This is a genomic window from Methanobrevibacter filiformis, assembly GCF_001639265.1.
GTDB lineage: Archaea > Methanobacteriota > Methanobacteria > Methanobacteriales > Methanobacteriaceae > Methanacia > Methanacia filiformis.
Window position 1 is genome coordinate 1 of sequence record NZ_LWMT01000227.1, and the last position, 20,503, is coordinate 20,503.

General features: G+C 26.6%; 17 protein-coding genes and 2 tRNA genes. 10 read left to right on the top strand and 9 right to left on the bottom strand.

All coding sequences use genetic code 11. From position 1 onward, the window contains the following. Positions 1 to 192: 192 nt before the first annotated feature. The 9 genes from MBFIL_RS05750 to MBFIL_RS05790 form a co-directional block, all read right to left on the bottom strand. Positions 193 to 1,545, bottom strand: a complete 1,353-nt coding sequence (locus MBFIL_RS05750) for an RNase J family beta-CASP ribonuclease (RefSeq protein ID WP_066972354.1) — start codon at positions 1,543 to 1,545, stop codon at positions 193 to 195. Continuing rightward, positions 1,545 to 2,600 (bottom strand): type 2 isopentenyl-diphosphate Delta-isomerase, encoded by a 1,056-nt coding sequence (fni, locus tag MBFIL_RS05755; RefSeq protein WP_066972357.1) that lies wholly within the window; start codon positions 2,598 to 2,600, stop codon positions 1,545 to 1,547. The genes MBFIL_RS05750 and fni overlap by 1 nt, the downstream gene beginning before the upstream one ends. Positions 2,601 to 3,130: 530 nt before the next feature. After that, a complete protein-coding gene (locus MBFIL_RS05760; protein WP_066972360.1) occupies positions 3,131 to 3,961 on the bottom strand; it encodes an isopentenyl phosphate kinase in 831 nt (276 codons plus the stop codon). A gap of 149 nt (positions 3,962 to 4,110) precedes the next feature. After that, a complete protein-coding gene (gene mvk / locus MBFIL_RS05765) occupies positions 4,111 to 5,070 on the bottom strand; it encodes a mevalonate kinase (RefSeq protein WP_066972363.1) in 960 nt (319 codons plus the stop codon). A gap of 134 nt (positions 5,071 to 5,204) precedes the next feature. Further along, positions 5,205 to 6,095, bottom strand: coding sequence for an AmmeMemoRadiSam system protein B (amrB, locus tag MBFIL_RS05770; RefSeq protein ID WP_066972365.1), 891 nt, complete (start codon positions 6,093 to 6,095; stop codon positions 5,205 to 5,207). Positions 6,096 to 6,448: 353 nt separating this feature from the next. Next, positions 6,449 to 7,045, bottom strand: coding sequence for a 30S ribosomal protein S2 (gene rpsB, locus MBFIL_RS05775; protein WP_066972368.1), 597 nt, complete (start codon positions 7,043 to 7,045; stop codon positions 6,449 to 6,451). A 347-nt stretch (positions 7,046 to 7,392) separates the two neighbouring features. Beyond that, positions 7,393 to 7,581, bottom strand: a complete 189-nt coding sequence (locus MBFIL_RS05780; RefSeq protein ID WP_066972371.1) for a 4Fe-4S binding protein — start codon at positions 7,579 to 7,581, stop codon at positions 7,393 to 7,395. A gap of 543 nt (positions 7,582 to 8,124) precedes the next feature. Next, the gene (locus MBFIL_RS05785) at positions 8,125 to 9,177 is read right to left on the bottom strand and encodes an N-acetylneuraminate synthase family protein (protein ID WP_157078698.1); all 1,053 of its coding nucleotides are present in this window, start codon (positions 9,175 to 9,177) and stop codon (positions 8,125 to 8,127) included. A 340-nt stretch (positions 9,178 to 9,517) separates the two neighbouring features. Further along, entirely contained in the window at positions 9,518 to 11,266 is a 1,749-nt protein-coding gene (locus MBFIL_RS05790; RefSeq protein WP_066972377.1) for a cytidylyltransferase domain-containing protein, read from the bottom strand. A 265-nt stretch (positions 11,267 to 11,531) separates the two neighbouring features. On the opposite strand from MBFIL_RS05790, the gene MBFIL_RS05795 reads away from it, so the two are divergent. From MBFIL_RS05795 to MBFIL_RS05840, 10 genes are all read left to right on the top strand, one after another. Continuing rightward, positions 11,532 to 11,614, top strand: a tRNA-Leu gene (locus MBFIL_RS05795). A 231-nt stretch (positions 11,615 to 11,845) separates the two neighbouring features. Next, positions 11,846 to 11,918 (top strand) — tRNA-Thr (locus MBFIL_RS05800). Positions 11,919 to 12,547: 629 nt separating this feature from the next. Continuing rightward, positions 12,548 to 13,282 (top strand): hypothetical protein, encoded by a 735-nt coding sequence (locus MBFIL_RS05805; protein ID WP_066972380.1) that lies wholly within the window; start codon positions 12,548 to 12,550, stop codon positions 13,280 to 13,282. Between the two features lie 670 nt (positions 13,283 to 13,952). After that, the gene (locus MBFIL_RS05810) at positions 13,953 to 14,846 is read left to right on the top strand and encodes a phosphate signaling complex PhoU family protein (protein WP_066972383.1); all 894 of its coding nucleotides are present in this window, start codon (positions 13,953 to 13,955) and stop codon (positions 14,844 to 14,846) included. 608 nt (positions 14,847 to 15,454) lie between these two features. Further along, on the top strand, positions 15,455 to 16,294 hold the full coding sequence (locus MBFIL_RS05815; RefSeq protein WP_066972386.1) for a phosphate ABC transporter substrate-binding protein: 840 nt from the start codon (positions 15,455 to 15,457) through the stop codon (positions 16,292 to 16,294). A 275-nt stretch (positions 16,295 to 16,569) separates the two neighbouring features. Next, a complete protein-coding gene (gene pstC, locus MBFIL_RS05820; protein ID WP_066972389.1) occupies positions 16,570 to 17,451 on the top strand; it encodes a phosphate ABC transporter permease subunit PstC in 882 nt (293 codons plus the stop codon). Between the two features lie 78 nt (positions 17,452 to 17,529). Then, the gene (gene pstA, locus MBFIL_RS05825; RefSeq protein ID WP_066972392.1) at positions 17,530 to 18,384 is read left to right on the top strand and encodes a phosphate ABC transporter permease PstA; all 855 of its coding nucleotides are present in this window, start codon (positions 17,530 to 17,532) and stop codon (positions 18,382 to 18,384) included. 2 nt (positions 18,385 to 18,386) lie between these two features. Further along, entirely contained in the window at positions 18,387 to 19,139 is a 753-nt protein-coding gene (gene pstB / locus MBFIL_RS05830) for a phosphate ABC transporter ATP-binding protein PstB (protein ID WP_066972395.1), read from the top strand. A 228-nt stretch (positions 19,140 to 19,367) separates the two neighbouring features. Then, positions 19,368 to 20,060: a phosphate signaling complex protein PhoU gene (gene phoU / locus MBFIL_RS05835; RefSeq protein WP_245637463.1), complete on the top strand. Its 693-nt coding sequence runs from the start codon at positions 19,368 to 19,370 to the stop codon at positions 20,058 to 20,060. Between the two features lie 83 nt (positions 20,061 to 20,143). Then, positions 20,144 to 20,503 (top strand): hypothetical protein (locus MBFIL_RS05840; protein ID WP_211261729.1); only part of this gene is annotated, 360 nt, incomplete at its 3' end.

Consider the following 20,503-nt stretch of genomic DNA (forward strand, 5'->3'; position numbering starts at 1 on the left):
TTAATTAAAATAGAATTTTATTAAATATTAATGTTTATTTTTATAATATTATTTATTATAATTCTATAAATGTAATTTTAAGTTAATTAACAAAATTTAAAAACTTAGATTTTTGAATTGTTGCACATCCTTTAATTAAAAAAAAAGAAATAAAATATAATAAAATATAATAAAATACTATAAAATATTTAATTAAGATATTCCACCATTAAACACTTGTGCTTGACCATTTCTTAGGATATGGATATTATTTCCAATCCTATAGCCTTCTTCTTCAGCTAACTCAGCATAAGCAGTTATCATGGTTAGGTCACCGTGGGCAGGAATTATGTGGGAAGGTTTTAGCATTCTTAGGAAATCTCTGTGATCTTCTCTTCCTGCATGTCCTGAAACGTGGGCATTACTGTATATTCTTGCACCATCAGATGCTAATCTTCTCTCCATAATGTGCCTATTTGCTGCATTTGTTGGATTTGGGATTACTGGTGCAGATATTACTACATTATCTCCAGACCTTATTTGGAATGGTGTTTTTCCATTAGCTATTCTTGGAAGAAGTGCATCAGGTTCACCTTGATGTCCAGTTGCTACAAGTAAATAATCTTCTCTTTTTTCTTCGGCTCTTGCAAGTGCTTTGTTAACAGATTTTGGATTTCCAAGTATTGATGCATTTGGAGGTAATTCTAAAATACCCATGGACTCTGCTAAGCCACAAAACCGCTCCATAGATCGTCCTAAAAATAATATTTCTCTATCGCTTGTTTTAGCTATATCTGCAATAGCTTGGATTCTTTCAACATGAGAAGAGAATGTTGTAACTATCATTCCTTTTTTCTCTTTTAAAGGTTCTCTCATTATGTCTTCTAAGATAATTTTAGCTACTTTTTCAGAATAGGTTTTTACTTCATGATAATCTAAAGCTCTTGTTGTTTCAACAATAAGTGATAAAACACCTTTTCTACCTAACTCTTTTAATCTATTATAATCAGGAGGTGGAGATATTTTTTGATGATTATCGAATTTAAAATCGTTTGCATAAACAATAATTCCATCAGGAGTATGTAATGCAGCTATGACTGATTGAGGAATACTGTGAGTAGATTGTACAAATTCTAAAGTTATGTTTTTAGAAAGATTAATCTTCGCACCAGGATTTAAAGTAGTTAAAGGATTTGAAACTGAAAATTTACGTTCTCCTTTAATTGTTCTCTCGATTAATGCTATGGTGTATGGAGTAGCTATTAATGGAGCATCATACCTATGTGCGAGCTTTGCTACTGCACCTATATGATCTAAATGCCCATGAGTGAAAACTATTCCTTTAACCTTACCATCAACATCTTTCATTAAAGTGTCATCTGGAATAACACCTCTTTCTATTAAGTCCAAACTATGCATTCTGTCAATATCTGTATCTTCATGTATGCTAAGTCTATCTAAATGGATTCCCATATCAAAAATTACGACTTCATCACCTACTTTTACAGCAGTCATGTTTTTTCCTACTTCCTCGTAACCTCCAACAGCAATTATTTCTACTGTCACTAATTTCGCCTCCTTGCGTATTTTTCTGTGTTGAAACCTCTCAAATCTAACCATTCTTTAGTTTCGCCTTTTATAATTAAACTTGAATTTTTAAGTTCTTCTATATTTGAGGCACCTACTAAAAACATAGCTATTTTCAAGGATTCGTTGAAAAGTTTTATGAATTTGATAATTTCACCATGACCAATAAATGCTTTTTTCATTATCGGCAATGCCATACCTACTGAATCAGCGCCTAATGCAATTGCTTTTGCAGCATCAAGTCCTGTTCTTATACCTCCAGAAGAGATTATAGGAATATCTACTGAATTAGATACTTCAACTGTACTAACTGCAGTTGGAATACCCCAATCCCAAAATAATTCACCTAAATATTTGTCTTCGGAACGATAAGTCTCTACAGCAGCCCAGCTTGTGCCTCCTGCACCTGCAACATCAATATATGACACATTTTGCTCTTCAAGCAATTTAGCATCACTACCTGAGATTCCAGTCCCAGTTTCTTTTATTAAAACAGGAATATCTACTTCATCAACAATACGTCCTATGGACTCAACATATCCAGATGCATCCAAATCACCTTCAGGTTGAATTGATTCTTGTAAAGGATTTAAATGAACAGCTAAAATATCCCCATCAAGCATTTCAACTGCTTTTGAGGCATATTCAATTTGAGGAGCACCTATATTACCAACAAGTAATGTTGAAGGTGCATATTCCCTAGCTACGCTATAAGATTCAATTAAATCTTTATTTTCAACTGCTGCTCTTTGACTTCCGAGCCCTAAAGCGATTTTTTCACTTTCAGCAGCTATAGCTAGCTCCCTATTAATAGTTGTAGCCGAAGGATGTCCTCCAGTAATAGCTGTTATAAACAATGGTGAATTTAATTTTTTACCGAAAATAGATGTGGAAATATCAATTTTTTCTTTATCTATCTCAGGTAAAGCTTTATGTACGAGTTCTATATCTTTTAAACCCGTTTTTTTATTTTTATACTGAACATCAAAGTGTTTGCAAATCAAAAGATGTTCAAGTTTTCTATCTGAAATCATTTTTCTATTGTCCTACTAATTAAGTCAATTTTGTAATTAAGATGACCATAATCTGATTTTAACATGAAAATATTTTAAACTAATAAATTAATTTTTTAAAAGTTTTACTTATTTTTTAATAGTTTCATTTACTAAGCCCGTTATTTATTAAGCTATATTTATTTATAAATGATTAAATGAATGTAAAATACATACATAACAATATAAATCAAAATTAATAATAAAGTATAATAAATATTAAATAAATTAACTTATAATTGTAAATTACACAATTAATAGCTAAATCAACAGCACATATGTTATATAAATGCCTTATTGTATTTATTATAATTTTATTAATATCTTAAAAAATACATTAATTAATATTATGTATTAACTAATATATTTATATTTCGACTATGTTTATATTAAGTTTATGTTTAAGCCAACATATTATATGAAAACTTAACAATTGATAATTTTTAAGATTTATGATATTAAGATTAATTAATATATCAAAATTATTCCTTAATTAAATTAATATATTAAAGCTATTTCTTAATCATCGTGCCTTTAACATTTTTATTATTTAAAGAGTCTAAAATTAATCCAGGAATACTCGCATTTACGATTTTAGATTCGATACCTTCTTCTGCAAGGAGCAACAACTCTTTTATTTTGCCAATCATTCCTCCAGTAACATCAATGTTAGTGGTTAAATCGAATTGATCCAAATCATCTAAAGAACTTACTGATTCTATTAATATTCCATCATCATATTGCTTTGGATTTTTATTAAAGACCCCATCCACATCAGTACCCAATATAATTTTACCAGGATTCAACTTTGAAGCAATATAATTAATAATTTGATCCCCAGAGACTACAGCTAACTTGATTTCAGTATCCAATGTAACATCCCCATATAATACTGGGACAAATCCTTCTTCTGAGTATTTTTTAAGTAAATTCAAGTTAAAGCTAAGTATTCTCTTGTTTTTCGTGATAACACAAGAGGAAATAGGAATAGGAATTACAGGTACTCCCTCATTGATTAAAGCTTTAGATACGATATTATTTAATTTGCTTACATCATTATGAGTAATTGAAAATCCTATTTTCTTTTCAGGATATTGATTTTCATCAAATTCTAAACCAATCCCATATTTTTTAGCAGAAGGATGACCAAAAGATCCTGCTCCATGAACAATTATTAAGTTGTTATGATTATTTAAGTTAGAAATATTATTTTCTGAATTATTTAGTCCATCTAAATAACTTTTAATTTCACTTGCTAACCTATTTAGATTAATATAATTTACTTCAGGATTAATTGAATCCTTTTTAGTTATTACACTTCCACCTAACTTTAAAATAATCAAATAAACACCTATTTTAACAATTTATGATTATAAATATATAAATATTGATAATTAATGTATTAATAATAACTGCAATATAAATAACAAATAAGATTAAGTTTAAATTAGTAATTTAAACATTAAATAATCTATTTAATAAACATGTTAAACTATCTGTATTTTAAATTAACTCCTTCATTAGATAAAGCTATTTTAATAGCATTATCATATTTATTTAATGCATCATGAACTTCATTTGATTTTCCTGGACAGAAAGCTATTATACTTCCGCCGCCACCAGAGCCAGTGATTTTTGAGCCTAATGCACCATGTCTCCTAGCAGAATAAACCATTCTAGATAACTCAGTCGTGTTTACTCCAATAGAATCTAACAGCCCTTGATTAATATTCATTAATTCAGCTATTTTTTGATTATTTCCACTTATAATAGCTAGTTTAGCTTCATCCACTATCTGACCCATTGTTTTTATAATGGAACCTAAAATTCTTGGATTTCGATTCTTCAAGGCCCTTACAGAACGAACCATTTTTCCAGTGTTTCCTCTTTTAGAAGTGTAACCAATAACAAAAGAGGATTTGAAGTTAAGATTAAATCTAGATACCATTTTATCTCGAGATAAATAAATCATCCCTCCATTAGTACAAACTAATGTATCTAAAGGACTTGCAATTCCTTGAACATTTCTTTCAACAATATGAGCTTTTTTAGCTATTAAATGTTTATTAAACTTAATTCCATGAAATTTATGTAGAGCTGCGAGAGTTGCCACAGTAACTGCTGCAGAAGAGCCTAAACCTGAACCAATAGGAATATTTAAAGACAATTTAATATCAATAGGAGAATGATCATGCGTAGAAAATAGTGCTTCTAAAATATATCTAATAATACCAGGTTTTCCTCGGATTAAGTTGTATGATTTATTTTCAGTGTCTAACTCTGCTTCAAATTGTAAGTCATCAGATCTTAAAGTAGAAACTCCGTTAGTACTTCGTTTAATTGAAATTGTAGCCCTTTTGTTTACAGCAGTAGCAATAGCTGGTTGTTTATACACAACAGAATGTTCACCAAATAATATTGTTTTTCCAGGTGCAGATGCTATAGCTTCCATAATATCACCAGATAAATTAATGATAACCAAAGTATAATGTAATAATCATTATAATCCAATAGCTATTGAATAATATAATAGCTATTAATAAGAATATTTATGTAAGTAGTAATGTATTATATGGTTTTTCATGTTTAAACAAATATTCCAGATAAGTATCCCACTACTTCAGGATCATTATCTTGAGAATTATTAATCATGTCTCCACTTGTTGCATAATTTAAAGAAATAAACTTACTTGCCCCTAATTTTTTAGAAATACTCATTGTAGCAATAGTTGGACCATAACCACACATAGAAATATCATATTTCTCAATAACATCCATTAGTTGGTTTTCATCCATTGAAGAAATTCCATCAATTATAAGTGCATCTTGTTTATATGCTATTGTTTTAGGTTTGTAATGAGTTAAATCCGTACTTGCAATTACTGAAATTCGTGTTTTCAAGTCTTTAGCTACTCTAGCAATTCCTTCTGATAATTTTTCCATTAAATCAATACTTTGAATTGAAGTTACAATTGGAAGGATTTTAAAATCTGAAGAGAAATATTGTAAAAATGGAAGATGTACTTCACAGCTATGTTCATTTAGATGAGCAGAAAAATCAGATTCTACAATATCTAAATCAGCAATCAGATGATTTGCAAAGGTTTCATCAATATTTACATTTCCAAGTGGAGTATTCCATGCTCCTTTATTAAAAACTGAAATCGACCCATTAGCTATTCCAGTATGATTTGGACATAGTATAATAAAAGTATCTGGAAATCCGTTTTCAACTAATTGATAATAGCTATTTGCTGCAATCGGTCCAGAATACATATATCCTGCATGTGGAACCACTGCACCAACAATATTACCATGAAAATTATCCAATTCACCATTAGACTCCAGAGTAGACTTATTTAAAGAAGGTAATTTCCCTGGACCTAATTCATGTCTAAAACAATTTTCAATAGATTTTTTTAAATTATCTGAATTATTTTCATAAAACAATCCAGAAACTGTTGGTTTTCTTATCATTATATTCAAATCATGTATGATAAATAATTTTAGACTAATATATAGTAAATATATAGTAGATAATTTAGCAATTAAATAATAAAACCTAATGAATAGCAAAAATACCATTATAAGAATATTGATATTAAAATCAATAGTATTATTACTATAATCAATATTATAATTATTAGTATTACTATTGTTATTAATATTACTATAATCTAATATTATAATTATTAGTATTACTATTGTTATTAATATTACTATAATTATTGTTATTACTATTATTAATATAATTAGTATTATAATTACTAGTATTATTGCTGCTATTTAATTTTTAAATTAAATATAGTTATTTAAGCTTAGAGTTGTAATTAAAATTTAAGTTCAAAATCAGATGAAGGAACATCTAACTCTTCATCTTCCCCAATTATTCCTTTTATTCTTAAGATTTCTCTTGCAAGTAACCAGTAAACTAAAGCTATAGCTTTTCTTCCTTTATTGTTTACAGGAATAACAATGTCTACAGTACTTAATAAGTTTTCAGTATCACATAAAGCAAGAACTGGAATTCCATTTTGTTTAGATTCAATGATAGCTTGAGAATCTGATCTTGGATCTGTAACTACTATGATTTTAGGCTCTATAAATTTAGAATAGTTCGGATTAGTTAATGTTCCAGGAATAAATCTTCCAGGAATAGTTTTAGAACCTACAAGGCTTCCAAATTTTTTAACTGGTGCTTGACCATATTGTCTTGTTGCAACAACCAAAATATCCTCTGGATCGTACTTTGCTAAGAATTTTGCAGCAGCTCTAATTCGCTCATCTGTTTTTCTAATATCTAAGACATAAAGACCATCTGATCTTACTCTAAATATATATTTCTCCATATCATGAGTTTTTTGTTGAGTTCCAATGTGTAAACCTGCTGCTAAATACTTATCTAATGGTATTAATAATTCTGACATTCTATCACCCTTATTTAATAATAAATAATAATTTCTAAACAATAAAATTAATGTTAGTAAAAGCATTTTCTTAATTTAAATTGATTATTTTTTGAAATAGCTTTTGATCAAACTTTTTTAAAAGTTTGTTTCATGTTAGTAAAAGCATTTCTTAATTTAAATTGATTATTTTTTGAAATAGCTTTTGATCAAACTTTTTTTAAAAGTTTGTTTCATGTTAGTAAAAGCATTTCTTAATTTAAATTGATTATTTTTTGAAATAGCTTTTGATCAAACTTTTTTTAAAAGTTTGTTTCATGTAAATACAATATTTTACTTAATTAACAAACAATTGATTATTTTCTAAATTAATCATCCACTTCAATACATTCTTGTGGACAAACATCCATACAAACTTCACACAAGCTACATTCATCTGGACTTTTAACAACAATTTTGTCCCCTTCAACAACTACAACTTCCATAGGACAAACATCAACACATTCACCACAATCAGTACCTTCACATTTATTATAGTCAATTTCTACTTTTGCCATAAGACCCATTCTCCTAGATAATATCTTAATTGATATATTACATTAATTTAAAAATGATTATATAAAAACTTAATTATTAAAATTTAATTAATTATTGAAATTTAATATTTGGTTATTTTATTTAAAATGTAAGTATTAGAATTTAAAATAGCTATTGTTTAGGGGATGTTCCATAATTCAATAGATAATTAGTTAAGACTTATTTTCTTAAATAAGTATTTTGAGAGCCTTATATTGCTGATAAATTAATTATATGGATATTTAATTAGTTATATAAATTGAATTTTAGCTATTCTAATCCAGTTTATCAATATATTTTTATAAATTCTACATAGAAAGTGGCAAAAATTCTAAATATCATGAAAACATATTATATTTAAAAATGATTAAAATAACTTTGTTTTACTATATATTTAGTTAAAACGCTTAAAAATTAATTAAATAGATTTTCAACGACTTATAGAATTATGGGACATCCCCTTTATAGTTAATAAATTTGTATTTGTTATTCAATCATTTATTTATTATTATTTAATCATTTATTTACTCAATCATATTGTAATTTAATAATTCATCTTCTTTAATGAATACTTTTGCTTTTTTTCCCACGATATTATTTAAATTACTTGGAGCTATGCCAGTTCCAGGTCGTTTAAATGTTAACATGTTCTCTGTAATTATTTTTCCTTCTTTTATGTTTTCTTTAGCTATTATTGATCGTCTGGCTTGTTTTCGTGCATTAGATTCACAAGTTAAGGCTTCTTTTCTGTATTGACCATTTATTTTTTCTATAAGTTCTATATTTTCTTTAAATTTTCTTATATCTTCTGGATTCATTCCATGATAATGGTCATTTCCTTGTAAGTCTTTATTTAATGTGTAGTGTTTTTCAATAATATTTGCACCATATAAATATGCTGTGGTTAAAACTAACATTTTATCATCTGGTTTTGTATGATCAGAGTAACCAATATCATATTTAGGAAACAGTTCTTTTAGGTGTTTTATCATTAAAAGATTCGCGTCTTCATATTCAGTTGGATAAGAAAGTACGCAATGCATTAATCCAATGGATTCATTTCCTTCTTCTTCAATAGCTTCAACAGCTTTTTTTATTTCTTCTATATTTGATGCTCCAGTTGAAATAATAATTGGCTTTTGTTTTTTAGCTATTGCTTTAATAAAAGGTATATTTGTTAAATCAGAGGAAGATATTTTATATATTTCCATTATTTCATCAAGATAATTAATTGAATCAAAATCAAATGGTGTTGAGAGAAACATTATTCCAATTTCTTTACAATAATTACTTAATTCCCTGTATTCATCTTTTCCAAAGGAATCAAACTTTTTAAATAATTCATATTGGGATGTGGTTGGTTCTTCATTCATATCCCAATAAGCGGGTGAATTTTTTGAAGCTATGGTCTCTGCTTTGTAACTTTGAAATTTAACAGCTTCAGCTCCAGCAATTCTAGCTTCATTTATCATTAATTTAGCAGCATCCATATTAGATATATTTCTCTCTTTAGCTATATCATAATAATTCACTCCAATTTCAGCTATTAAAAATGGATTTTCTTGAAATATTTTCATAGTTTTCCTCATTTATTAAGTTTAATAGTTTAATTAAGTAATTAGTATTTAGATTAGTAATATTTAATTAGTTTAATTAAATAATTAGTATTAATTAGTATTTAGATTAGTATTTAATTAGTTTAATTAAGTAATTAGTATTAATTAGTATTTAGATTAGTAGTATTTAATTAGTTTAATTAAGTAATTAGTATTAATTAGTATTTAGATTAGTATTTAATTAGTTTAATTAATTAGTATTTTTTTTTATTGAATATATTTTGTACTTAATTAATTATATATTTGGCTTTCATCTGTTTTTGTGTTTATTGAGCATATTTTCCACTCAATCTTCTTTTATTTACCTATTTTTGTATATATCTTTTATAATTTTCATTATATTTTCAAAACCGTGTTTTAAATCTATATTTAACATTTTGTTGTTCATTTCTTTTCTTAACTTATAATTATTTATTAACTCTTCAATTGTATTTAATAATTCGTCATTGGAAACATTTTTTCCAAGACCTAAATTAATAAAACCATTTTCAGTATTTCCAAATACATGACTAATTTCCCTTTTATTTTGACATAAACAGACACAAGGAACTCCGAGTGAAGCTACTTCATACATAGTTCGTCCAGCTGAGGTGAATATTATATCTGCTTTTGCCATATATTCACTTATATTCTTAACATTTTTATAAATTTCAATGTTTTTTAAATTTGAAAATTCTTTTTCTAAATCTTCAGTATTATGATATCCAAGACCTAAAATAACAGTAATATGTTTATTGTAATTACTTTCTAAAAGATTTGTTAAAGTTTTTTTAGTCAAATTATTAGGATCTGTTCCTCCAAAGGTTATTAGAATCTCTTCTACATTTTCTTTTATTTCTTTTGGGTTTTGATAGTAAAATTCATTTTTTAAAATGTAATATCTATATCCAGAATAAGTATTTTTAAGAGGAATTTGATGTTCATATAATGCATCAAAAACAATATCTGCCTTTTCCGCACCTTCTCCAATGTCTTCAAAATTTATTACAAAATAATTATTTTCTTTTAAAGTAGAAATATACTCTTTACTTGTATTTAAAACATCATTTATTACAATATCTGGTTTAAATTCCTTTATTTTATTTAATAAATCACTATTTTTATTATATTTTTTATTATGGTTGTTATCATTATATTTGTTATCTTCTTCATCATTTTTATCATATTTATTATCCTTTTTATTTTCATGATCGTAGTTTTTATGAGTTAAATAAGGATAATTATAATTTTCAACAATATCTAGTCCTAATTGTTTATTTTCATCTAAAAGAAATACAACATCGTGGTTAGTTAGTCTGGAACAAATAGCTAAACCTCTGTGTATATGTCCAGTACCTATTTCATAGCTTGCATCTGTTTTTATTAATATTCTCTTTTTCTTTAGAATTCTTTCAGCTACCCACCAATCTTCATAGTTGTCAATATCAATACTTTCCTGGATTGGAATTTCAATCAAGTCTATTTTATTTCCTAATCTTGAATTTTCTTTTAAAAATTCCTTTTTAGTTGCAAATATTCCTCCAGTTTCTTTATAGGTTTTTGGAAGATATTGTCTATTTAATCGTTTTTTATAAAGGGGATAAAAATTATTTAGATTACTATCATAACCCCAACTTAAATGTCTATCGTCCACTACACTTATTACAGTATCATTTTCTGTAATAGCTAATTTTTCAATAGCTTTATCTAATGTATATGTTTTTAATAAAGGGGATGTTGGTTGTATGGTTATTATGTAATCATATTGGAAATCAGCTATTTTTTCTTGTTTTTTGACTGCATCATAAATTACAGGATCTAATGGAATATCATCTGAAGCTAGTTCATTTTTTCTTATAATAGTTTTAGCCTCAAACTGTTCTGAAATAAATTTTATTTCTTCATCATCAGTACTCACTATAACATCATCAACATATTTTGAATTTTTAGCTGTTTCAATGGAATAAGCAATTAATGGCTTATTTACTAGTAACCGAATGTTTTTTCGAGGAATTCCCTTTGATCCTCCTCTTGCAGGAATAATTACAATAACTTTTTTATTTTCATACATCTTTATACCTTAACTTTCTACATTTTTAATAAATGTTTTATTAATTAGATTTAATATAATTTTATAAATAAGTTGTATGTTAACAGATAAAAATAGGATTTCATAATATAATTTAATAATATATAAATTAAGGTATCATAAAACAGCAGCTATTAGTCTTTATATGGAACCAATCTTATATAATATCAAATGTTTAATTATTAAGAAACAATAAAAACCGATAACATTATATATGATAAAAATAAACATAATGTTGTTGTCATATGCAGGGGTGCCCGAGCGGCCAAAGGGGGAGGACTTAAGATCCTCTGGTGTAGGCCTTCGAGGGTTCGAATCCCTTCCCCTGCACTAAATTAACATTAATCTGTTTTAATACATATTTATTTATAATACTAAGAATTTGTGATTAAATCATACTATTAATGAATCAGTATCACTAATTATTTTATTTTGTACTCAATTTTTAATGATTAATTATGGATATAAGATAATATGATCTTAAATGACAGAAAATTATAATTAGGATAAAAAACATAAATTAGTAAGTAACATTCATAAATCAATAACAAAGTCATTATTGCCTCAGTGGCTCAGCTGGTAGAGCGATACCTTGGTAAGGTATAGGTCGGGGGTTCGAATCCCCCCTGAGGCTTTAATTCCAACAAATTCTTCTAATTTTTATTTTAACCTTATTTAATAACCTTTCTTTTCATAGTACTGAATTTTTCTATTTTTTATTAAAAATTAATTTTTATTCATTTTTATTACTGATTTATCTCTCTTGTATACAATTAATTAATGTGTACGATTAATTTCATTTGCTACATCACTTTTCTCAATTTTTCGTTAATTTGATTATGTAAAAATTTTACCTCCTGAAAAGATTTAATATTACATTTTACTATAAAATGCATACTAATTATTATCACATTTTAATACAGTATTTAGGTTTTAAGCATTTATAATGAGATTATGTCAAAATATATCTCTTAAATTAATTTTTTAACATTTCAATGAAGATTGGTCAGGACTTTGAATCATAGTGTATTAATAAAGTAGTATGAATTTTATAATATATTTGTAATACAATTTTTCTCAGGAGGCAAAATTTTGACACACTCGTTAATTTATATAACTCTGAGAAAAATATTAGATAGATATTGTTTTTATTTATATTTAATAGTAATATATTTATTATATAGTTTACATACTTTTATATTAATAATCATGATCACATCATGAATTTGGAGTTTATAACAGTAATTCACAGGTCGTATTGAAATGGGCAGAAATTTTGATATATTAATGGCAGGAATAATATCAGGTATTGTAGCTATTACAACTACATATTTAGGTCTTGGAGGGACTGTTATTGGTGCAGTTTTAGGGTCTATGATATATCAAATTTGTGCACAATATCTTAAAGAACCACTTGAAAAATCCTACTGGAGAAAAATAGAAAATAACTTAGTGTACATTATTCCATTAATACTAATAATTGTTATAGAAATTATATTTGCAATATCTATTTTAAAACCTGACACAACACAATTTGTATACTTAGAAGAAATAACTAATTGGACCCTTTTTAGGGCAATGGGTATTGGATTATGTATTATGGGAATATATCCTATTATTCAGCCTAGAAAAATAAATAAAAAATATGGTGTTATTATATTCAGTTTAGGAATTATTTTAGTCCTTAGGGGTATGATAGACAGTGGATGGAGTATTGTTGAGCTTTATAGCCAACTATTTGTAGAATTTGACTTTATAATAGCTATTATTATAATTATTGTTCTAATGTATATATCTTTAGACTTATTTAGGAATTCAATAAATGGTCATGATGTTGGAATAGAAAATAAGAAATCAATGAGTTCTATAAACAATAACAAAGAAAAATATGGTTCTAAAAGTAACAACATGTCAAAAAATAGTCTGGTGATAAGACAAACCATTGGATATGATGAAAATAATAAAAAGAATGATAATAATCTTAAGGATAAAGAGTAAGCTGAATAATGTTTATTAATGAATATTAATGAATAATGTTTTTTAATAATATTATCAATTAACAAGAAACATTAACAAATATTGGGAAATAATAAGGATAAACAATATTAACAAATAGCAGGAAATAATAATAATAATAATAATAAATAACCGCGTATTGTGGATAAAGGATGGATTTATAACATTAAAATAGAAATATTCAGAAATAATGCAAAATATAATTATAATTTAACAGTCATGAAATATGTATTTTTCATATTTTTCATGAAAAATATTTATAATACTAAAAATAATAATAGATATTAATGAATTATATAAAGATGTATGGAAAAAATTTGATTACTTTAATTAAATGTAAATTATTCTATAAAACAATATATTTTTCATATAAAATAATTAACATGTTTATTAAATATAACATAAATTAAAAGTAATGCTATGAAAGTTGAATGTTTTAAATAAATCTAATAATATTTTGTATTTGGTAATTTCTATTTAATAGTAGCTTATTCATGAATATAAAATGAAAACTGGAATATTTATAATTTTTTATTGATTTTATGTATTTTTTAATAACTTTTAACAATACTTAACATCTTTTTCTAACTTAACAATTTAAGTTTAATCAAAAGTTATTCCAAAAATAATCATTTACCAGGGATGTGGAACAATGAATAATAAATCACAAAAAATAACAAAAGGGAATAGGACACTTAAAGATATTATGGATTTAATATATTATCAAAATCCTTCTACACAAGATGAAATTGCTGAAAAATTAGGGATAACAAGAAGATATGTAACAAAATTAATTCAACCACTTGTAAAAGAAGGAGTAATTAAAAGATCTTATACCATTGATTTTAAAAAGTTAGAAGAACATTCAGAATTATTCACATCCTTTGATTCAATTAGGTCTCAAGAAAGTTCAACAGATACATTAATCAAAAAATGGCTTCATGATATGGTAATTCATGTTCAAGACCAATTAAAATTATCTGTAACTTCAATAATCCAAGATGATTTTGAAAAAGCAAATCAAGCTATTGAAATGGATAAAATAACTAATAATTTCTTCGATAAAATAAGAACTTCAATTCAAACCATAATGACTGTGGAACCACATTCTGATTACGCGCGGGAAAGTACAATACATGAGATATGTTTTGATGTTGAGAGAATAGGAGATTATTGTTGTAGAATATCAAGATTCACAATTGGAAATTTTAATATTTCGGATGATTTAAAAGAGATAGTGAGTGAAATGCATGATATAGCTCAAAAAATGATTGAATGTTCATTATATAGTTTTATTAAAGAGAAATATGATCATAAGCATGAAATTTTAGAGCTAGAAAGAAAATTAAATAGGCTTGAAAAAATTAGCTTTGAAACTATAGATAACGAAATGGTTGAAAATTCAAGGAGCAATGGAATAAATTTTGAATATTTCAGACATCTGCTACAGATTATCATATCACTTGAGAGAATAGGAAATATATGTACTGAACTAACTTTATCTGTTAATGAATTCTATTTTAAATCATCTAAAACACTTATTTAAAAATTTAACTGATTTTAATACTTGTTATACTGAACAATATTGTAAAAATTATTTAAATTATTATTAATACTAATATTTTTCTTAATTTAAATAATAATAAATTTAAGATAAGCAATTTCAGTATATAAAGTGAATTAAAACAACTAAAATCAACAATTTAAACAAGATAAAAATAAACTTAATGCTTTCTATTAAATGGATAATATTTAACATAATATATTTAATAATTAAATATTCTATTTAAAGATATAAATAGCTATTTTTATAGATAATTAAAAGTTTAAACTAAATAATAATGTTTTAAATGAAGTATCATCATTTAAACAAATTTTTTAAAAAAGTAGAATCAAATTAAAATCCCTAAATCAATTAATATAACTTGATTATTAGAGTTAATAACTAAAATTTTTATAATCAACATGAATAAACTCATTTCAAAAATTAATTTTAAAAAAATGCTTAAATTCTTTAATTAATTATCAATTACTAACTAACTGGTTATTAAGTTAGATTTAATTATCTCATTTTTATTAAACTTAACATATTAATAACATGAAATATTAATCTTTAAATACTACTACGTAAAAATCAAGTTTTAAGGTGATATTATGAACTCAAAACTTAAAGGAATTATCATACTTATTTTAGTTATTCTTTGTGTTTATATCATGATTGTTCCAGGTTCAAGTTATGAAAGAATAAATATTGTAGGTTCAACATCAGTTCAACCTCTTGGAGAAAAACTAGCAGAGACATACACAGAGAATAATAATGTTTTAATAAATGTTCAAGGTGGAGGTTCTGGTATGGGAATCAGAAGTAGCCATCAAAATATCACTGATATTGGAATGAGTTCTAAAGAGTTAAATAATGAAGAGAAAAAAGAACTTGAGGAACTGATTTTAGGTCAAGAAGGAATTGTAATAAGTGTTAATAATGAAAACAATGTTAATGATTTAAATATAGGTCAAATTAAAAATATTTTCAGTGGAAAAATCAGAAACTGGAAAGAAGTTGGAGGAAAAGATTTAAATATTGAAGTCATTACAAGAGAGGAGGGTTCTGGTACAAGATCTGCATTTGAGGATTTAGTTATGGAAGATAGTAAGATAAAAGCAGATGCTATTGTTCAAAGTTCAACAGAATCTGTTAAACAGTCCATTGTATCTAACCCAGGAGCCATTGGTTTTGTATCTTATGCACATATGAGTGATGATGTTAAATCTCTTCTTGTAGATGGAGTAGATGTAAGCGAAGAAACAATAGCTGATAAATCATACAAGCTTCAAAGACCATTTATATTTTTAATTAATGGAGAACCAAAAGATTCAGTTAAAGAATTCCTACAGTGGGTATACTCTCCAGAAGGAATAAAAATAATCAAAGAAGAGAAGATAGTTCCTCCAAATTCAACACAAATATTAAAATACCAAGAATTGCTGAAATGAATTTAGTAATATGAAACAAACTTTTAAAAAAAGTTTGATCAAAAGCTATTTCCAAAAATAAACCAATTTAAGCATAAGAAATGAATTTAATAATATAAAAGTTTACAATATTTAAAAGTTAAAATAGCTATTATTTAAATTAAATATTATTTAAGTATCTATTATTTAAATAACTATATTTGAATTACCTACATTGATAAATAGCTATTAATATTAACTCAATAATCTTAATACTATAATTAGTGGTTAAAGGCAATTAATAAAAGGAGGTAAAAATGCAGAAAAAAAAGAAGTTAGTAGAGTATTTAATAGAAAAGGGGCTTTTTATAACAGCTATTTTCTCTATTGTAATAATTTTAATCATATTCATATTTATTATAAATGAAGGAATACCAGCTATTAGTGAATATGGGTTTTTGAATTTTATATTTGGAATGACATGGGCACCTTCTGATAGTCAATTTGGTGTTTTTCCAATGATTATAGGTTCTATCTGTGTCACATTACTTTCATTACTTATGGCAGTTCCATTATCATTGTTATGTGCAATTTTCATGGCAGAAGTAGCGCCAGATAGTGTAAGGAAAGTTTTAAAACCAGTTATTGAGACATTATCTGGAATTCCATCAGTTGTTTATGGATTTTTTGGATTAATCGTAATTGTGCCATTAATAAGGGAACAGTTTGGTGGGACTGGCTTTAGTATGTTCACAGCCTCCTTGATATTAACTGTCATGGTTTTACCAACTATTATTTCTGTTTCACAAGATGCTATACGAAGTGTTCCAAGTGAATACAGAGAAGCCTCTCTTGGACTTGGTGCGACTAACTGGCAAACTATTAAAAATATCATATTTCCTGCTGCACTACCTGGAATAATAACAGCTATTATTCTTGGAATGGGTAGAGCAATTGGGGAAACATTAGCTGTTATAATGGTTGCAGGAAATGTTCCACTGATTCCAGGCTCAATATTCGATCCGCTTCGTACCTTAACTTCAAATATAGCTTTAGAAATGGGTTATGCAACTGGTATTCATTACAGTGCATTATTTACAACTGCAATTGTATTATTTATAATAATAATTGTATTGCTCCTTGTTGCACACTATTTCCAGAAAAAATACTCTATGGATGCATATGGTGGTCATGCATGAAGTCTAATTCTATAGTAATAAATAAATTAAGAATTCGAATGCCAATCATTGGGATAAGAAATGAGGTAGGTGTCTAAAATGGGATTTAGTAAGATAATACCTCCAAAAATAGCTCAAAAAATAATGAATGGTGTTTTCATTGCATCTGGGATTGTAACATTATTAATTCTTGTTTTAATACTTGGATATATATTGGTAAAAGGACTTCCTGCATTTAATTTAGAGTTTATATTTGGTAATCCAATAGATTCTGGAAAAGAAGGTGGAATATTTCCAATGATAGTTTCCAGTTTGTATGTTACTTTAATAGCTGGGCTAATAGCTACACCTTTTGGAGTAGGTGCTGGAGTTTACATGGTGGAATATGCAAATAATAATAGAATTGTTAGATTAATCAGATTTGGAGCAGAAACCCTTGCGTCTATTCCATCAATCGTCTTTGGATTGTTTGGTTTAGCATTCTTTGTAGTATTTTTACATTTAGGATGGTCAATATTATCTGGTGGATTAGTTTTAGCTATTATGGCACTTCCAACAATATTCCAAGTATCAGAAGTTACAATATCCTCTATACCTAACTCATATAGAGAAGGAAGCTTAGGTCTTGGAGCAACAAAATGGCAAACAATTTATAAAGTGGTGTTACCTGCAGCTATTCCCGGAATTGTTACAGGTGTGATTCTTGGAATGACAAGAGCAATATCAGAAGCAGCAGCAGTTATGTTTTCAGTAGGAGCTTCAATTCAAACTCCAATTTCAATATTTGATCCAGGACGACCACTACCTCTTCATCTGTATATGCTTGCTACAGAAGGAATTTCACTTGAAAAGGCATTTGGAACTGCAGCAGTTCTTGTAATACTTGTTTTAATCATAACCATAGTAACCAATTTAGTTGTTGATAGATATCAAAGAAAAATAATGGGGAAATAACAATGAATAGAATAGAATCAAAAAATTTGCAAGTATATTTTGGAGATAATCATATTCTAAAAGGTATTACTACAGAAATCCCAAAAAACACAGTTACTGCATTAATCGGACCTTCAGGATGCGGTAAATCAACATTTCTTAGAACATTAAATAGGATGAATGATTTAATACCGAATTTTAAAAAAGAAGGAGAAGTACTTTTAGATGGAGATGATATTTACTCTCCTAGACTTGATGTTGCAGATTTACGTAAAAAAGTAGGTATGGTATTTCAAAAGCCAAATCCATTTCCAAAATCAATATTTGAAAATGTAGCTTATGGTTTAAAGATTCATGGACATGATGATAAAGAGTTCATAGCACAAAAAGTAGAAGAAAGCTTAAAATCAGCTGCATTATGGAATGAGGTGGAAGATAAATTAGATAACTCTGCATTAGGTTTATCTGGAGGACAACAACAAAGATTATGTATTGCAAGAACAATAGCTACTAATCCTGAAGTTATTTTGATGGATGAACCATGTTCTGCATTAGATCCAATATCTACTACTAAAATCGAAGATTTGATACAAAAACTTAAAAAAGAGTACACAATAATCATTGTAACTCACAATATGCAACAAGCAACTCGTGTGTCTAAATACACATCTTTCTTCTTACATGGTGAAATTGTAGAAAGTAATTTTACAGATAAGATATTTGTCGAACCAAAAGAACAAAAAACTGAAGACTATATTACTGGACGTTTTGGTTAGGTATCAATAAATCTTACAAAACATAATTTTTGGTTAGGTATCAATAAATATTACAAAACATAATTTTTGGCTAGGTATCAATAAATCTTACAAAAATATAATATATATTAAAAAACATAATAGTAATGTCAAAAATTTAAAATGATAAAAATTTAATTTAATGTTTGAGTATTATCTAAATTTTAATGAAACACAATGAATTTAGAGAAACTAATAAAAATAGTAGAAATGGAGAAATATATAACTAACGTGATTTGTATGGATAAAAAGTATCCGAGTATTTCCTTTAAAAACAGAATCAATAGTCTTAAAAGAGAAGATGAAAAGATTGGACAGCTGATTATTGAATCACATAAAAAAGCAATTACTCTGATTAATAACTACGATGCAGAAATAGCTAAAGAAACAATAAGTAAAGCAGCAGAGATAGATGAAGCTACATTTAATTTAGAGAGGAGTTGTATAAGGTTCATGGCGGTTGAACAACCCTTAGCTGGAGATTTAATGTTTGTTGAATCATCAATACGTATTGGGGAGCATATAAAAAGAATTGGTCACATAATGTCTAATATAGCTGATGCATCTGCTAAAATCACTGATGTTGATATTCCAGAAAGATTGCTAGAGGACATTCAATATATGGCTGATTATGTCCAATTGATGTTAAGTAAAGGAATTTATTCTTTTTTAGATCAAAATATAGAAATGGCTAAAGAGTTACATGCAGATGATGATAAAGTAGATGATCTTTTCGATTCAATACTTACGCAAGTAACTGATGTAATGTTTAAGAATAAAGAATCAATTGCCTCAATAATAAACTTGATTTTTATTGCAAGGTTCCTTGAAAGAATAGGGGATCGTGCAGTTGATATTGGTTCAAGAACAATTTTCATGTTAACATTTAAAAAGCCCAATTAAAAATTACTTTTTAAATGACTGTGTCAAAAACTTCAGGGTGAACAAGTGAAAAAATTCAATGAAAAGTACAACATATATATGTAATGTTCAGTATAATTCAAAAAAAAGTGAGTATAATAACATTAATTAAATGGAGGAAGAATATAGTTAAATCTATGCAAAGAGAAAACAAACTTCCTCCAAGTAATAATTTGAATGTTAAAATATATAATGCTGATGGTACCAAGAGAGTTGTGATAGAAGAAGAAATATTATATTTAGATAATCGTGTAGACCCAATATATCATCAAACATTGGAAGAAATGACAGGTAGGAGTCTTAAATGTCGTTACATCGATAATAGTGATTTTAAATGTGAATGTTGTGGTTCAGACTCATTTAAAATACATGATTATGGTCTTAGAAATCTGAATAAAAATCAAAAAATAGAATCCACAATTTAC

Excerpts from the sequence above, each read along its gene's own strand:
- MBFIL_RS05780 (WP_066972371.1), bottom strand. The coding sequence starts at position 7,581 with ATGGCAAAAGTAGAAATTGACTATAATAAATGTGAAGGTACTGATTGT.
- amrB (WP_066972365.1), bottom strand. The coding sequence starts at position 6,095 with ATGATAAGAAAACCAACAGTTTCTGGATTGTTTTATGAAAATAATTCA.
- fni (WP_066972357.1), bottom strand. The coding sequence starts at position 2,600 with ATGATTTCAGATAGAAAACTTGAACATCTTTTGATTTGCAAACACTTT.
- MBFIL_RS05790 (WP_066972377.1), bottom strand. The coding sequence starts at position 11,266 with ATGTATGAAAATAAAAAAGTTATTGTAATTATTCCTGCAAGAGGAGGA.
- pstC (WP_066972389.1), top strand. The coding sequence starts at position 16,570 with ATGCAGAAAAAAAAGAAGTTAGTAGAGTATTTAATAGAAAAGGGGCTT.
- rpsB (WP_066972368.1), bottom strand. The coding sequence starts at position 7,045 with ATGTCAGAATTATTAATACCATTAGATAAGTATTTAGCAGCAGGTTTA.
- MBFIL_RS05815 (WP_066972386.1), top strand. The coding sequence starts at position 15,455 with ATGAACTCAAAACTTAAAGGAATTATCATACTTATTTTAGTTATTCTT.
- pstB (WP_066972395.1), top strand. The coding sequence starts at position 18,387 with ATGAATAGAATAGAATCAAAAAATTTGCAAGTATATTTTGGAGATAAT.
- MBFIL_RS05810 (WP_066972383.1), top strand. The coding sequence starts at position 13,953 with ATGAATAATAAATCACAAAAAATAACAAAAGGGAATAGGACACTTAAA.
- phoU (WP_245637463.1), top strand. The coding sequence starts at position 19,368 with ATGGAGAAATATATAACTAACGTGATTTGTATGGATAAAAAGTATCCG.
- MBFIL_RS05805 (WP_066972380.1), top strand. The coding sequence starts at position 12,548 with ATGGGCAGAAATTTTGATATATTAATGGCAGGAATAATATCAGGTATT.
- mvk (WP_066972363.1), bottom strand. The coding sequence starts at position 5,070 with ATGGAAGCTATAGCATCTGCACCTGGAAAAACAATATTATTTGGTGAA.
- MBFIL_RS05785 (WP_157078698.1), bottom strand. The coding sequence starts at position 9,177 with ATGAAAATATTTCAAGAAAATCCATTTTTAATAGCTGAAATTGGAGTG.
- pstA (WP_066972392.1), top strand. The coding sequence starts at position 17,530 with ATGGGATTTAGTAAGATAATACCTCCAAAAATAGCTCAAAAAATAATG.